Here is a 14,116-nt window from a genome sequence, read left to right on the forward strand (position 1 = left end):
GATCCCTTGGTGACAAATCCTCACTATTCCGCCAGAATAGGTGAGGAAATCTCAAACCAAGGGGGGAAGCCCGTGACCCGACGCGTCGGCTACGCCGCAGGGGCGTTCGATCTGTTCCACATCGGACACCTGAACATCCTGAAACACGCCAAGAGCCAGTGCGACTACCTGATCGCGGGCGTCGTCTCCGACGAGATGCTCGAGCTCACCAAGGGCATCACCCCGGTCATCCCCCTCGCGGAGCGGCTGGAGATCGTCCAGAGCATCGACTACGTCGACGAGGCGGTCGCCGAGACCGTCCCCGACAAGCTCGACACCTGGCGCGAACTGCGGTTCGACGTGTTCTTCAAGGGTGACGACTGGCGCGGCACCGAGAAGGGGATGCGGCTCGAGCGCGAGTTCGCGGCCGTCGGCGTCGAGGTCGTGTACTTCCCGTACACGATGACCACGTCGTCCACCCAGCTGCGGAAGGCGCTCGCCGTTCTAGCCGGCTGAGTCCTCGCCCTCGCTCGCGAACCGGTCGGTCGCATCGATCAGCGCATCCAGGATGCCCGGCTCGTCGAACGCATGCCCCGCGTCCGGGATCATCCGCAGGTCGGCCTCCGGCAGCGCACGATGCAGGTCCCACGCGGTCATCGGCGGCGTGCACACGTCGTAGCGACCCTGCACGATCACCGTCGGGATGCCCGCGAGCTTCTCCGCATCCCGGATCAGCTGGCCCTCCTCGAACCAGCCTCCGTTGACGAAGAAGTGGTTCTCGATGCGGGCGAAGGCGACGGCATGGGTCGGCTCGGTGAAGGCCTCCACCAGCTCCGGGCGCGGCAGCAGGGTGATCGTGGACGACTCCCAGCGCGACCAGGCGACGGCGGCCGGAACGTGCACGGCCGGGTCGGTGTCGAAGAGCAGGCGGTTGTATGCACGCATCAAACGTGACCGCTCGCCCGCGGGGACGGGCTCCAGGAATCCCTCCCAGAGGTCGGGGAACAGCGCGGACGCGCCGCCCTCGTAGAACCAGTCCAGCTCGTGCGCGCGCAGCGTGAAGATGCCGCGCAGCACCAGCTCGGTGACCCGCTCGGGATGCGTCTCCGCGTACGCCAGCGCCAGGGTGCTGCCCCACGAACCGCCGAACACCTGCCAACGGTCGACGCCGAGGTGCTCGCGCAGGCGCTCGATGTCGTCCACCAGGTGCCAGGTGGTGTTGACGCTGAGGTCGGCCTCCGGCTCGCTGGCGTGCGGAAGGCTGCGGCCGCACATTCGCTGATCGAACAGCACGATGCGGTAGCGCTCCGGATCGAACAGCCGGCGGTGGGCCGGGGTCGTCCCGCCGCCCGGGCCGCCGTGCAGGAACACGACCGGTTTCCCCTCGGGATTGCCGCTGACCTCCCAGTACAGCTGCTGGCCGTCGCCGACGTCCAGCATTCCGCTGTCGTACGGCTCGATCTCGGGGTACAGGCTCCGCATGGGCCGAGACTAGCGGCTCAGAGCCGCGACGCCGGGACGGAGAACGTGTCGCACGCCGCGGCGCCCTGCCGGAATCCGGTGGTGAACCAGCGCTGCCGCTGCTCGGCTGAGCCGTGCGTCCATCCCTCCGGGTCGACGCGCCCGGTCGAGGCCTGCTGGATGCGGTCGTCGCCCACCGCCGCCGCCGCGCTCAGGGCGTCGGCGATCTGCTCGTCCGTGATCGGCTCAAGGAAGGGCCGGCCGCTCGGGTCGTCGGTGGTGGATGCGGCGCCCGCCCAGCTGCCCGCGAAGCAGTCGGCCTGCAGCTCGGTGCGGACGCTGTCCGACGCCGGACCGGTCTGCCTGCTGCTGTGCTGATCCATGATGCCGCCGATGTTCTGGATGTGATGCCCCCACTCGTGCGCCACCACGTACATCTCGGCCAACGGCCCGCCGCTGGCGCCGAAACGCGAGCGCAGCTCGTCGAAGAAGCCGGTGTCGACGTACAGCGTTCGGTCGGGCGGGCAGTAGAACGGACCGACCGCGCTCGTCGCGGAGCCGCATCCCGTGCCCGTCTGGCCGTCGAAGAGGATGAACTCGGGGGACGAGTACGTCGCACCCAGCTCCGGCAGCTCGCTCGACCAGTACGCCTCGAGCGACGCCGCAGCGCCCTTCATGCGGCAGTCGACGCTGGCGTTCGCCTCGGCGCCCGTCGAGCAGTCGACCGCCTGGTCGCCCGTGCCGATCTGCTGGGTGCTGCCGCCCGCATCCCCGCCGACGAGCCCGGTCAGGTCGACCCCGAACAGCTGCGAGACCAGCAGGATGACGACCGCCCCGAGGCCCACACCTCCCGCCGCGATCCCGGCGGTGCGCCCGCGCCGGCGCACCCGACCACCACTGATGTCGGCATTCGGATCGAACGTCATGGCGCACACGGTACGCCGCGATCCGCGACTCCCGGGCGCGTCGGCCGCGGTCTAGGCTCGGCAGCGTGAGCGCATCCACACCCCCAGTGAACGTGACCGTGACCGGGGCGGGCGGGCAGATCGGCTACGCGCTGCTGTTCCGCATCGCCTCCGGGCAGCTTCTCGGACGGGACATGCCCGTGCACCTCCGGCTGCTCGAGATCCCGGCGGGGTTGCGGGCCGCGGAGGGCACCGCACTCGAACTGGAGGACGGCGCCTACCCGCTGCTGCACGGCATCGACGTGACCGACGACGCCCGTGCCGCGTTCGACGGTGTGAACGTCGCGCTGCTCGTCGGCGCACGCCCGCGCGGGCCGGGGATGGAGCGCAGCGACCTCCTCGAAGCCAACGGCGCCATCTTCGGCCCGCAGGGTGAGGCGATCAACGCCGGGGCGGCGGACGACGTGCGCGTGCTCGTCGTCGGCAACCCGGCCAACACCAACGCGCTCATCGCCAGCGCCCACGCCCCCGACGTGCCGGCGGAGCGCTTCACCGCGATGACCCGCCTCGACCACAACCGTGCCATCGCGCAGCTCGCGCGGCACCTGCACGTGCCGGTTCGCTCGATCGACGGTGTCATCGTGTGGGGCAACCATTCGGCCAGCCAGTACCCCGACGTCACGCACGCGACCGTCGACGGCCGGCCCGCCACCGAGCTCGTCGACGAGCGCTGGCTCACCGACGAGTACATTCCGCGGGTCGCCAAGCGCGGAGCCGAGATCATCGACGTGCGCGGTTCGTCGTCCGCGGCGTCGGCGGCGAGCGCGGCGATCGACCACATCCACGACTGGGTCAACGGCACCGGAGACCGCTGGACCAGCGCCGCCATCGTCTCCGACGGCTCCTACGGGGTGCCAGAGGGTCTGGTGTCGTCGTTCCCGGTCCGGTCGGTCGACGGCGAATGGCGGATCGTGCCGGACCTCGCGATCGATGCGTTCTCGCGCGAGCGGATCGACGCGTCGGTCGCCGAACTCGTCGCCGAGCGCGACGCCGTGCGCGCCCTCGGCCTCCTCTGACCCTCGCCCTCCTCTCCTCTCCCCGCCCCTAAGCCAACAGCTCCTGAGTTTTTCCAGCGATCCGGGCGGAATACGCGGAAAAACTCAGGAGCTGTTGGCGTGGGACTCGAGCGGGGTCAGCGCTTCTTCTGGGACTTCTCGGGGGTGGGGAGGGTGCCGGCGGCGCGGCGCTCGGCGTAGTAGGCACGGGCCTCCGCCTGACGTTCCGCCTCGGCGCCCGACGCGATCTTCGCGCGCACCAGCTCCGGGCCGTAGCCGAACGCATCCACCAGGTCGACGGCGTGCGGGCGGATGCGCGTGAGCAGCCGGTCGATGTACGCCGAGACCGCCTGCGCCCGCTGGGGCGAAAGGCGTCCGTTCATCAGGTACCAGGCGAGGTGCTTCTCGATCAGGCCGAAGCCGAACAGGTCGCGCAGCCAGGTGAGCACCTGCTTGGTGCCCGCGTCGGGAGCCTGCTCCAGCGCATCCGTGAACGCCTCCCACTGCAGCAGCTCGCCGTGGGCGCGAGCCGCCTCGATGAGCTCGTTCTGCTGCGAGTTGAACAGCTCGGCCGCGGCCTTCTTGCCCAGCTTGGATGCGGGGCGCAGCCGCCCGGCGATCTGCGCGATCATCGTCTCCACGCGGCCGGTCAGCAGTTCGCGCTGCGTTGCCGGCTCCTGCAGCCAGTTCACCGACCGCGCGGTCGACCCGAAGTCGCGCACCGTCTGGGCCACGGAGCGCAGCCCGGTGCCGTGATACGCCTTGCCGGCCGCCTGGGTGACGACGTACCGGGCCAGCGCTCCCGCGTCCGCCTTGGCGAACTTGCGGCTGTAGTCGGTGAGCAGGCGCTTCGCGACGAGCTGCAGGAGCACGTTGTTGTCGCCCTCGAAGGTGACCCAGATGTCCAGGTCCTGGCGGAGCGAGGTGAGCCGGTTCTCGGTGAGGAAGCCGGCGCCGCCGCAGGCCTCGCGCGCCTCCTGCAGTGTGTCGAGCGCGTGCCACGTGCTCAGCGGCTTGAGCGCGGCCGCGATCGTCTCGAGGTCCTGCCGATCGGTGTCGGTGTCATGCGCGCCGCTGAAGACGTCGTCGAACTTGCGCAGGAAGACCTCGTGGGCGAAGCTCGCCGCGTACGTGGTCGCGAGGCGAGGGAGCAGGCGGCGCTGGTGCCGCTGGTAGTCGAGGATGACCTCCTCGTCGGTCGGGCTGCCCGCCGTGAACTGACGGCGCTGATCCGCATAGGTGATCGCGATCTTCAGGCCGATCTTGGAGGCGATGACCGCCGAGCCGTCGAGCGATACCCGCCCCTGCACGAGGGTCCCGAGCATGGTGAAGAAGCGGCGCCCCGGGCTCTCGATGGGGGAGCTGTAGGTGCCGTCCTCCGCGACGTCGCCGTAGCGGTTCAGCAGGTCGGTCCGCGGGATGCGGACCCCGCTGAAGTGCAGGCGGCCGTTGTCGATGCCGTTCAGGCCGCCCTTCTGTCCGTCGTCCTCTCCGCCGATTCCCGGGAGGAAGTCGCCGTTCGCATCCCGGATCGGCACGTAGAAGGCGTGCACGCCGTGGTTGACGTTCTTCGTGATCAGCTGCGCGAACACGACGGCCGCCGTCGCATCCACCGCCGCGTTGCCGAGGTAGTCCTTCCACGCACCGCGGAACGGCGTGTCGATGACGAACTCCTGCGTCTCCGGGTCGTAGGTCGCGGTCGTGCCGACACTCGCCACATCCGATCCGTGTCCCGTCTCCGTCATCGCGAAGGCACCCGGCACATCCAGCGACATGATCGCCGGCAGGTACTTCTTGTGGTGGTGCTCGGTGCCGAGGTGCATGACCGCGGAGCCGAAGAGGCCCCACTGCACGCCGGACTTGATCTGCACGCTGGGATCGGCCGCCACCAGTTCTTCGAAGGCCGCGATGTTCCCGCCGTTGTCCTCCTGGCCCCCGACCGACTTCGGGAATGCGCGATGCACCTGCCCGTTCTCGACCAGCAGCTTGAGCTGCTCGAACACGCGCTTGCGGTGGTCCGCGACCGAGAGCCCCTCGACCTTCTGCATCTCCGGGCGCGACGAGAGCGCGCGCGACGCCAGTCGCGCCTCCGCCCACTGGCCGAGCAGCTGACGGCCGAGCGCTTCGACGTCGACGCGCGGCGTGACGCCGGGCGCGGTAGCCGGAGCGGGTGCCGTGGCGGTGGCGGGGGCGGATGCGGGGGTCGCGCTGGGGACGCGTTCGGCAGTGTCGACCATGACCTCTCCTAACGAAAATCGTGGATTCCGCCACGCTACGACCGGCCGCCCGCAACCGGAAAACGTCGGTGCGCCGCCTACAAATCGTGCGTCGGACGCCCCTCCGCCCGATTGTGGAAACCTCCAAAACCGACTCCCCGCGGCGTGACACCCTGCACAAGGAGTCCTGAACGCGAGAACGCCGCCCCGGGCAACCGGGACGGCGTTCGTGGAGAGCTTGCGGGTCAGGCCGCGCGACGCGGGGTGCGCGGCGTGCGGGCGGCGCGCAGGTCGCGCTGCTGCGGACGCGGCGACCGGAGCGGCGTGGTGAGCGCCGCGCGTGCGGCGGCCGCACCCTTCAGCTCGATGACGGAACCGGCGGCCACCTGGGTGTCGCGCTCGATGCGCGCGCCGTTGCCGACCATCGCGTTCTCGCCGAGCTTCGCTCCGCTGCCGATCTTCACTCCGCTGCCGACGATGCAGCCCGCGCCGATGTGGACGTTGGAGCCCACGAAGGTGCGGTCGCCCACCGTGGCGCCCTTGTCGATCCAGCTGCCGGCTCCGACGTACGCCTCCATGCCGACGCGCGCGTCGGCCTCCACGTAGGCGGTCGGCTCGATGTAGGCCGACTCGGCCACCCGCGCGGACGGCGAGACGAGGCCTCGACCGTTCACGTGACGCTTGTACTTGATGACGGCGCCGGTCTCGTCCTCGAGCTCTTCGATCATTCGTGCCATCTACTACTTCCTCCTCCGAGATCGCCGCAGTAATCGTTCAATGTCATAACGCGGGCGGGCAGGAAAAGATTCCCTGATGGCCGCCCGGAACGACGGACGATACCCCGCCTTCCGCCGGGCGCAAAGGGGGCCTCTGCCGCGACGCGTCAGGCGGACGCGACGACGGCGAGGAGGGCCTCGCCGTAGGCCTCGCGCTTCTTCGCCCCGATGCCGGTGATCCCGTCGAGGTCGGCGAGGGAGGCCGGGCGTGCGGAGGCGACAGCGCGCAGGGTGGCGTCGCCGAAGACGATGTACGCGGGGACGCCCTGCTCGCGGGCCTGGCCGGCTCGCCAGCTGCGAAGCGCCTCGAACAGCGGCTGGTCGGCTGCGGCGAGGTCGGCGGACGCCGTGCTGCGGGATGCGCGCTGCGCGCGCTCGGGACGGTCCGGCTCCCGGCGCAGCACCACGGGTCGCGTGCCGGAGAGTACCTCGGCGCTGGCCGGCGTGATGGTGAGCACGCCGTACTCGCCCTCGGGCTTCAGCAGCTCCTTGGCGATCAGCTGGCGGATGACACCGCGCCACTGGCTCTCGGACAGGTCGTCACCGATCGCCCACGTCGACAGGCGATCGTGCCCGTACTGCTCCACGCGCGGCGTCCGCTTGCCGCGGAGGATGTCGATCAGGTGCCCGGCGCCGAAACGCTGGTTGCGCTCGCGCTGCAGGCGCACGACCGTCGAGAGCAGCTTCTGCGCCGGTACCGTGCCGTCCCAGCTCTCCGGCGGCGTCAAGCAGGTGTCGCAGTTGCCGCACGGGCCGGACGGCTGCCCGAAGTAGCCGAGCAGGTCGATGCGGCGGCACTGGACGGTCTCGCAGAGCGCGAGCATCGCATCCAGGTGCTGCGTCATCCTCCGCCGGTGCGCGAGGTCGCCCGGGGAGTCGTCGATCATGCGGCGCTGCTGCACGACGTCTTGCAGTCCGTACGCGAGCCACGCCGTCGAGGGGAGGCCGTCGCGCCCGGCACGACCGGTCTCCTGGTAGTAGCCCTCGACCGACTTGGGCAGGTCGATGTGGGCGACGAATCGCACATCCGGCTTGTCGATGCCCATGCCGAAGGCGATGGTGGCGACGACGATCACGCCCTCCTCGCGCAGGAACCGCGACTGCGTCTGCGCCCGGCGTGACGCCTCGAGCCCGGCGTGATACGGCAGCGCCGTGAGCCCGTGCGACGACAGGAATTCCGCCGTCTTCTCGACGGACGCCCGCGAGAGGGCGTAGACGATGCCCGCGTCGCCGGGGTGCTCGCTCGTGATGAAGTCGAGCAGCTGCTTGCGCGGCTCGACCTTCGGCACGATGCGGTACTGGATGTTGGGCCGGTCGAAATCGGAGACGAAGTGCTCGGCGCCCTCGAGCTTGAGGCGGGACGTGAGCTCTTTGTGCGTCGCCTCGGTCGCAGTCGCCGTGAGGGCGATTCGGGGCACGTCCGGCCAGCGGTCGGCGAGTTCGGAGAGCGCCAGGTAGTCCGGCCGGAAGTCGTGGCCCCACTGGGACACACAGTGCGCCTCGTCGATGGCGAACAGCGCGATGCTGCCGCGCTCGAGGAACCGCTTGGTCGACTCCGACGACAGCCGCTCCGGCGCGACGTAGAGCACGTCGAGCTCGCCCGACAGGTACGCACGCTCGACGGCGGACCGCGCCGCCCCATCCTGCGTCGAGTTGAGGAAGGCCGCGCGCACGCCGACCGCGGTGAGCGCATCCACCTGGTCTTGCATCAGAGCGATGAGCGGGGACACGACCACGCCGGTGCCCTCGCGCAGCAGAGACGGGATCTGGTAGCAGAGGCTCTTGCCGCCACCGGTCGGCATCAGGACGACGGCGTCGCCGCCGGCCGCCACGCGCTCGATGATCGCCTGCTGCTGCCCGCGGAACTCCTCGTACCCGAACACCGTGCGCAAGGCCTCGGCGGCGGACGCGAACCTCGGCGGCGTCGAGCGGACGACCGGTGCCGTGCGCACGGCGACGCCCGGGGCACCGCCGCTCCCAGCGGGCTCCTCCCCCGGCCACGGCGCACCCGCGTACGGGTCGCCGAACTCGGGCATCGGCGGCTCCTCGTCGAGGGGAGGGGCATCCCTGTCGTCGGGGATCCAGCCGTCGGTGAAGCTCATCCCTCGATCGTATCCGGGGCCGCCGACGATCGGCCGGGCTGAGCAGATCTGTGGAGAACTCCGCATCCACAGGCCGGCCTCCGGTACCATCGCGGACATGCGGCGGCTCATCGTGACCGAGTTCATGACGCTCGACGGAGTGGTCGAGGCTCCCGGCGGCGAGCCCACCCATCGGCATTCAGGATGGACGATCCCGTTCAGCTCCGACGACCTGCGGGCGTTCAAGCTGCAGGAGGTGCTGGAGGCCGAATCCCTGCTGCTCGGCCGCCGCACCTACGAGCAGTTCGCGGAGGCCTGGCCCCCGCGCGACGGCGAGTTCGCCGACAAGATGAACAGCATGCCCAAGGCCGTCGCCACCTCGCGGCCGGCCGAGCTGGCCTGGAACGCGACAGCCCTCGACGCGCCGGTCCGCGCGTCCGTCCAGTCGCTGAAGGACGGCGACGGCGGCCCGCTTCTGGTGGCCGGCAGCGCATCCCTCGTCCGCTCCCTGCTCGTCTGGGGGCTCGTCGACGAGCTGCGGCTGCTCGTCTATCCGGTGATGGTGGGCGGCGGCATCCGGATCTTCCCCGACGACCGCGAGAAGTGGACGTTCGAGCTCACCGAGCTGCGCCGCTTCGAATCCGGGGCCGTCCTCCACACGTACCGGCTGGCCGGGAGCTGATGCCGGCCGCAGTCCTCGGGCTGCTGAGCGCTGTCGTCTACGGTTCCGCCGACTTCCTCGGCGGCGTGGCCGCCCGGCGCATCGGCCCGGTCCGCACGACCGCGGTCGGCGCCGTCAGCGGTCTGCTCCTGCTCCTTCTCGCGCTGCCGTTCACCGGCGGCCACTGGTCGGCAGCCGCCCTCGGCTGGGGCGCCCTCTTTGGACTGGTCGGCTCGGTCGCCGTCGGGCTGCTGTACGCGTGCCTCGCGATCGGGCCGATGAGCATCCTGTCGCCGCTGACCGCCCTGGTGTCCGCCGTTGTGCCGATGGCGTGGGGCCTCCTCGGCGGCGACCGGTTCGGCGTCGTCGGCTACGTTGCGATCGGGATGGCGCTGGTCGCGGTGGTCCTCGTCGGCTTCGTCCCGGAGAAGGGCGCCGTGCGGCCGACCGCCCGCGCCCTGCTGATGGCGGTCGGGGCGGGTGCGATGATCGGCGTGTTCCTCATCCTGCTCGACCAGACGCCCCCGGATTCGGGCGTCGTGCCGCTGATCGCCAACCGCGCGGTGAACGGCGCCGTGATGTGGACGCTTGTCGGCGTCCTCCTGCTCCGCGGGCGGCGACGGGTGGACGGGCATCCACCCCGCCTCGAACCGCGCGGAACCGGCATCGCCGCGGCGGGAGGCGCGCTCGACGCGTCGGCCAACGTCCTCATCCTGCTCGGCCTGCGGCTCGGCGACCTGACCACGATGTCGGTGCTCGTCGCGCTCTATCCGGCGGGCACCATCCTGCTGGCCGCCATCGTGCTGCGCGAGCGGGTCGCGCCCGTCCAGTGGGTCGGCCTCGTCCTCGCGGTCGCCGCCGCCGCGCTCCTCTCCCTCACCTGACCCGTGCCGTCGACCGGGCACCTCACAGGGTCAGGACGCGGGCGGAGGGGGCGGAGTGACCTGCGCGGCCTGCTCCAGCGCGGGGAGGGCGGCGCGGACGGCGTCCACCTGCTCCGGACTGAGCTCGGCGAGGATGTCGGCGACGGCGCGGGCGCGGTCCGACCGCGCCTCCAGGAGGAGCGCCGTGCCCGCATCCGTGCCGGAGACGAACAGCGACCGGCGGTCCTGCGGGTCCGGCGTGCGCTCCACCAGGCCGCGGGCTTCCAGTTCGGCGACGATGCGCGTGATCGTCGGCGCCGCCGCCACCTCGATGGCGGCGAGTTCGCTCGGGCGCAGCGGTCCGTTGCGGACGATGGTCGACAGGGCGGAGAGCTGCCCGTGGCTGAGCCCTCCGGTGGACGACCGGATGCGGCGGTTCAGCCGCCCGACGGCCAGGGCCAGGCGGCCGGGGACATCGTCGTCGCGGCCGGCCGCCGGCCGCTCGTCAGCTTCATGCGCGGTGGGCACCGACTTCCTCGCCTTCCTCGGTGGCCAGCCGCTCGGGTGCGACGGCCTCCTCATGAACATACTTGGCCCCGCCCAGGAAGGAGGCGACGGCGCCGATGACGCTCATGACGGCGGCGGCGATGAAGACGACCACCAGACCGTCGTGGAAGGGTCCGGAGATCAGCTGCGGGAAGAACTCCTTACCCGTCAGGGTGGCGCCGTCGACGTGCGGCGCGGTGAGGATCCCGGTCGGACCGAGCAGGCTCTGGATGGGGTTGTAGCCGAGGAAGGCGGCGAACAGGCTGCCCACCGGCGGGGTGTTTCCGACCTGCGCCGCGATGTGCGAGGGTACGCCGTGCGAGGTGAGCCCGTTGGTGAGGGCCGACGGCAGCGCGACCGACAGCCCCGCGATCATCAGCGAGAAGAAGATGCCGATCGAGAGCGAGCTTCCGGCATTGAGGGCGACACCGGCCATCCCGGATGCGGCGCCGCGTTCGTTCGCCGGGACGCTGTTCATGATCGCGGTGCGGTTGGGTGACGAGAACAGGCCGGAGCCGATGCCGTTGAGGCCGGTCAGCACCGCGAACTGCCAGTACTCGAAGTTCACGGGGATGAGCAGGAGGCCGACGAAGGTCGCCGCGACGAGCAGCAGGCCGACCGTCGCGAACGCGCGCGACCCGAACCGGTCGGACAGCGCACCCGAGATCGGTCCGGCGATGAGGAAGCCGATCGTGATCGGGAGCATGTAAATGCCCGCCCACAACGGCGTCGACTCGTAGCTGTAGCCGTGCAGCGGCAGCCAGATGCCCTGCAGCCAGATGATCAGCATGAACTGCAGGCCGCCGCGCCCGATGGCGGCGAGGAACCCGGCGAAGATGCCCGAAGAGAACGCCCGGATGCGGAACAGCCGCATGTCGAACATCGGCGCCGGCACCTTCAGCTCGACGACGACGAACAGCGCGAGCAGCACGATGCCGCCGACGATCGCTCCGAGCACCCACGGGTTGCCCCATCCCTGGCTGGAGTCGCCGTAGGGCTGGATGCCGTAGGTGATGCCGGTGAGGAGGGCGATGAGCCCGATGCCGAACGTGGCGTTGCCGAGCCAGTCGATGCGGCCGGGGTTCTTCTGGCCGACCTCGTGCAGCGACTTGATGGACCAGATGGTGCCGATCACGCCGAACGGCACCGAGACGAAGAACACCGCACGCCAGTCGATCTCGGCGAGCACCCCGCCGAGGATGAGCCCGATGAAGCTTCCGGCGATGGCCGCGACCTGGTTGAGGCCGAGGGCGAAGCCGCGTTTGTTGGCCGGGAAGGCGTCGGTGAGGATCGCGGTCGAGTTGGCGAACAGCATCGCGCCGCCCACGCCCTGGACGAACCGCCAGACGATCAGCCACATCGCGCCAGGGCCGCCGCTGAACGGGTCGAGGCAGAGCGCGATCGCGGCGAGCGTGAAGATGACGAACCCGAGGTTGTAGATGCGCACGCGCCCGAACTGGTCGCCCATCCGCCCGAACATGACGACGAGCACGGCGGTGACGAGCATGTAGCCCATCAGCATCCAGAGCAGGTAGGAGACGTTGCCCGGCTCGAGCGGATTGAGCTTGACGCCGGTGAAGATGGCGGGCAGCGAGATGATGACGATCGACGAGTTGATCGTCGCCATGAGCATGCCGAGGGTGGTGTTCGAGAGTGCCACCCAGCGGTAGTGCGGGTGGTCTTTGGTGAAGATGCCGGTGCGGGCCACGGGAGTCCTTGTCAGAGTGCGCGCGAGTACGTGGGAGTTCGGTTGTTTATATGCGTCAACTATATAACCGTGTTGCCGCGACCGTGCTGGCACTCAACCCGTCCCATGGAGATTTCCGCGTCGGTTGACATTCCCGTCATCGACGCCGAGCGACTGCAGAGACATTGCCCTGCGAACTGAGATCTCGAGCATCGGTGGAGAGGCACAGCATGGTCCGAACTGGAGCGCTTGAGGTACCACCACCGGGCATATTCGCGGCGGGCCTTACGGGAATCGCCCTGCTCTTCGAAGTACGCGATCCGGCGCGTTAGGGTGGGGCCGGCGCGGGTGTCCCGTTTGTCGACCGGCTTACGGGCGTCGAACTCGGCGCACCAGAAGACGGCCACTCCACCGCCACGTTGAGACGTTCAGGACCGCCTACAGGCCGCAAATGCCGCGGTCGTCGACAGGAGGCCAGGGTTGCTTCTCTCCACGGTTGGCTGTGTCACCTGTCGCCTTCAGTCGTCACCGAAGACCGTTGCCCGAATCTCCGCAGCAACGGCTGCTGCATCCTTACTCGCGTGCGGTAGGAGCCCAGGTCGCACCACCTCGCGGGCCTCTCAGTGTTCGCTGCTGAAGAACCGTAGCAACAGTGGGCCGATGGTTTGTGGGTCGACGACGTGATCCAGCCCGTCGAGGGTCTCCCGTTGAGCGTGGGGTAACAGGTCTGCAAGGTCGTCGGCTGCGCGGTCGAAGAAGTCCGAGGGCAGGCCTGCCATGTAGGGGACCGTGATCGGTCCTCCGGTGGAGACCAGGACCGGTTGGGTGACCGTTGCCAGTCGATCGGCCGGCAGTTGGTAGCGGTTGTGGAAGACGCTGTCGTGGACCAGCGTGGGCGCGAGGGCGACCGAATCCGCCCAATGCGACGTCTGCTTGCCTGCCGCTTTCCTGGCCGCGATGTTGTCGTCGGAAGCGCCGGACAGGCGCATGAACAGTTCGAGAACCTCCTCGTCTCGCCCAGCGTCGAAGGCGCGTCGGGTGTCGGCGATGTACTCCTCGAATCGCGGGCGTATGTCGTCCCCGACCGCGTAGGGCACCTCCCAGACGGCGATCGTGTCGATGGCTGACCCGGCCGCGGCGGCTTCCAGCGCCAGCGCGCCGCCTGAGGACGCCCCGAACAGGTGTGCCGAGCCGCCCGCCTCCGCGATCAACGCATCCAGGTCCTCGATCTCCCTTTCCACGGCGTAGGGTTCGGTGAAGCCGCTCGCGCCGCGTCCCCGACGGGCATAGTTGTAGACCGTGAAGTGCTCGGCCAGAGCAGGTACCAAGGGAGCGTTCTCCGCTCCGTCGTCCAGCGCGCCGCCTACCAGGACGACAGCCGGGCCGCTTCCTTTCCGGTCGTAGGCGATGATGGTGCCATCGTTTGATGTCACGCGAAAGCCCATCTCGTTCATCTCACATCTCCGTTCGAGAGGTTTGTCTCAGCGCCTGATCAGCGTGCCGACTACGGCCTCGGTGCGCGACCACCGCGCCCTTGCGATCACGGCCGCCACGACGAGACAGGCGAGTGGCAGCCAAGGGATCTGCTCGAGCACGAACTGATCGGTGAAGACAGCACCGGTCAGCAATGCCGCCAACCCGAGACTGGCCAGGCCCGCCAGAGCCGGGATCAGGAGTCCAACCCCTCCCGCGACCTCCAGCGCTCCGACCAGGTACCGGAGCCACTGGCCAGCCCCGATGTCGGCGAACATGTCCACCATGACCGGGTCGCCGGCGAGCTTCGAGATTCCGCCGCCGGCGAATCGCCGCCAGCACGACTTGCAGAATCCAGACCGCGATACTGATCGCCCGCCCGGGCGTGTGCGCAACGGTTTCCGAGTTGCTCT

Annotated in this window: 13 protein-coding genes; 4 read left to right on the forward strand and 9 right to left on the reverse strand. The window is 69.8% G+C overall.

From position 1 onward, the window contains the following. Positions 1 to 72 precede the first annotated feature (72 nt). On the forward strand, positions 73 to 495 hold the full coding sequence (locus tag J2Y42_RS01140) for an adenylyltransferase/cytidyltransferase family protein (protein WP_018192205.1): 423 nt from the start codon (positions 73 to 75) through the stop codon (positions 493 to 495). Here the strand turns inward: J2Y42_RS01140 and pip are convergent. Both pip and J2Y42_RS01150 read right to left on the reverse strand, forming a co-directional pair. Then, complete coding sequence (gene pip / locus J2Y42_RS01145; RefSeq protein WP_309853992.1) at positions 484 to 1,461, reverse strand: prolyl aminopeptidase; 978 nt, start codon at positions 1,459 to 1,461, stop codon at positions 484 to 486. The two genes, J2Y42_RS01140 and pip, sit on opposite strands and share 12 nt — an antisense overlap. A gap of 17 nt (positions 1,462 to 1,478) precedes the next feature. Continuing rightward, positions 1,479 to 2,366 (reverse strand): neutral zinc metallopeptidase, encoded by an 888-nt coding sequence (locus tag J2Y42_RS01150; RefSeq protein ID WP_309853995.1) that lies wholly within the window; start codon positions 2,364 to 2,366, stop codon positions 1,479 to 1,481. Positions 2,367 to 2,431: 65 nt separating this feature from the next. On the opposite strand from J2Y42_RS01150, the gene J2Y42_RS01155 reads away from it, so the two are divergent. Beyond that, positions 2,432 to 3,421: a malate dehydrogenase gene (locus J2Y42_RS01155; protein ID WP_309853998.1), complete on the forward strand. Its 990-nt coding sequence runs from the start codon at positions 2,432 to 2,434 to the stop codon at positions 3,419 to 3,421. Between the two features lie 116 nt (positions 3,422 to 3,537). Here J2Y42_RS01155 and J2Y42_RS01160 read toward each other — a convergent pair whose 3' ends face one another. The 3 genes from J2Y42_RS01160 to recQ form a co-directional block, all read right to left on the reverse strand. Further along, a complete protein-coding gene (locus J2Y42_RS01160; protein WP_309853999.1) occupies positions 3,538 to 5,637 on the reverse strand; it encodes an acyl-CoA dehydrogenase in 2,100 nt (699 codons plus the stop codon). Between the two features lie 224 nt (positions 5,638 to 5,861). Continuing rightward, on the reverse strand, positions 5,862 to 6,353 hold the full coding sequence (locus tag J2Y42_RS01165; protein ID WP_309854002.1) for a DapH/DapD/GlmU-related protein: 492 nt from the start codon (positions 6,351 to 6,353) through the stop codon (positions 5,862 to 5,864). 146 nt (positions 6,354 to 6,499) lie between these two features. Next, the gene (gene recQ, locus J2Y42_RS01170) at positions 6,500 to 8,494 is read right to left on the reverse strand and encodes a DNA helicase RecQ (RefSeq protein WP_309854005.1); all 1,995 of its coding nucleotides are present in this window, start codon (positions 8,492 to 8,494) and stop codon (positions 6,500 to 6,502) included. 97 nt (positions 8,495 to 8,591) lie between these two features. Here recQ and J2Y42_RS01175 point away from each other — a divergent pair, with 97 nt between their 5' ends. After that, positions 8,592 to 9,155 (forward strand): dihydrofolate reductase family protein, encoded by a 564-nt coding sequence (locus tag J2Y42_RS01175; protein ID WP_309854008.1) that lies wholly within the window; start codon positions 8,592 to 8,594, stop codon positions 9,153 to 9,155. Further along, positions 9,155 to 10,018: an EamA family transporter gene (locus J2Y42_RS01180; RefSeq protein WP_309854011.1), complete on the forward strand. Its 864-nt coding sequence runs from the start codon at positions 9,155 to 9,157 to the stop codon at positions 10,016 to 10,018. Before J2Y42_RS01175 ends, J2Y42_RS01180 begins: the two co-directional genes overlap by 1 nt. 30 nt (positions 10,019 to 10,048) lie before the next feature. Here the strand turns inward: J2Y42_RS01180 and J2Y42_RS01185 are convergent, their stop codons facing one another. The 4 genes from J2Y42_RS01185 to J2Y42_RS01200 form a co-directional block, all read right to left on the reverse strand. Then, positions 10,049 to 10,525 (reverse strand): MarR family transcriptional regulator, encoded by a 477-nt coding sequence (locus tag J2Y42_RS01185; RefSeq protein WP_309854013.1) that lies wholly within the window; start codon positions 10,523 to 10,525, stop codon positions 10,049 to 10,051. Next, positions 10,509 to 12,251, reverse strand: a complete 1,743-nt coding sequence (locus J2Y42_RS01190) for an MFS transporter (RefSeq protein ID WP_309854015.1) — start codon at positions 12,249 to 12,251, stop codon at positions 10,509 to 10,511. The genes J2Y42_RS01185 and J2Y42_RS01190 overlap by 17 nt, the downstream gene beginning before the upstream one ends. A gap of 599 nt (positions 12,252 to 12,850) precedes the next feature. Beyond that, positions 12,851 to 13,684 (reverse strand): alpha/beta fold hydrolase, encoded by an 834-nt coding sequence (locus tag J2Y42_RS01195; protein WP_309854018.1) that lies wholly within the window; start codon positions 13,682 to 13,684, stop codon positions 12,851 to 12,853. Between the two features lie 27 nt (positions 13,685 to 13,711). Then, a complete protein-coding gene (locus J2Y42_RS01200; protein WP_309854019.1) occupies positions 13,712 to 14,098 on the reverse strand; it encodes a DoxX family protein in 387 nt (128 codons plus the stop codon). Positions 14,099 to 14,116: the final 18 nt, after the last annotated feature.

Source organism: Leifsonia sp. 1010, from assembly GCF_031455295.1.
Classification (GTDB): domain Bacteria; phylum Actinomycetota; class Actinomycetes; order Actinomycetales; family Microbacteriaceae; genus Leifsonia.

Coding starts and splice junctions, on each gene's coding strand:
- J2Y42_RS01180 (WP_309854011.1), top strand. CDS start 9,155: ATGCCGGCCGCAGTCCTCGGGCTGCTGAGCGCTGTCGTCTACGGTTCC.
- J2Y42_RS01175 (WP_309854008.1), top strand. CDS start 8,592: ATGCGGCGGCTCATCGTGACCGAGTTCATGACGCTCGACGGAGTGGTC.
- J2Y42_RS01150 (WP_309853995.1), bottom strand. CDS start 2,366: ATGACGTTCGATCCGAATGCCGACATCAGTGGTGGTCGGGTGCGCCGG.
- J2Y42_RS01195 (WP_309854018.1), bottom strand. CDS start 13,684: ATGAACGAGATGGGCTTTCGCGTGACATCAAACGATGGCACCATCATC.
- J2Y42_RS01165 (WP_309854002.1), bottom strand. CDS start 6,353: ATGGCACGAATGATCGAAGAGCTCGAGGACGAGACCGGCGCCGTCATC.
- recQ (WP_309854005.1), bottom strand. CDS start 8,494: ATGAGCTTCACCGACGGCTGGATCCCCGACGACAGGGATGCCCCTCCC.
- pip (WP_309853992.1), bottom strand. CDS start 1,461: ATGCGGAGCCTGTACCCCGAGATCGAGCCGTACGACAGCGGAATGCTG.
- J2Y42_RS01160 (WP_309853999.1), bottom strand. CDS start 5,637: ATGGTCGACACTGCCGAACGCGTCCCCAGCGCGACCCCCGCATCCGCC.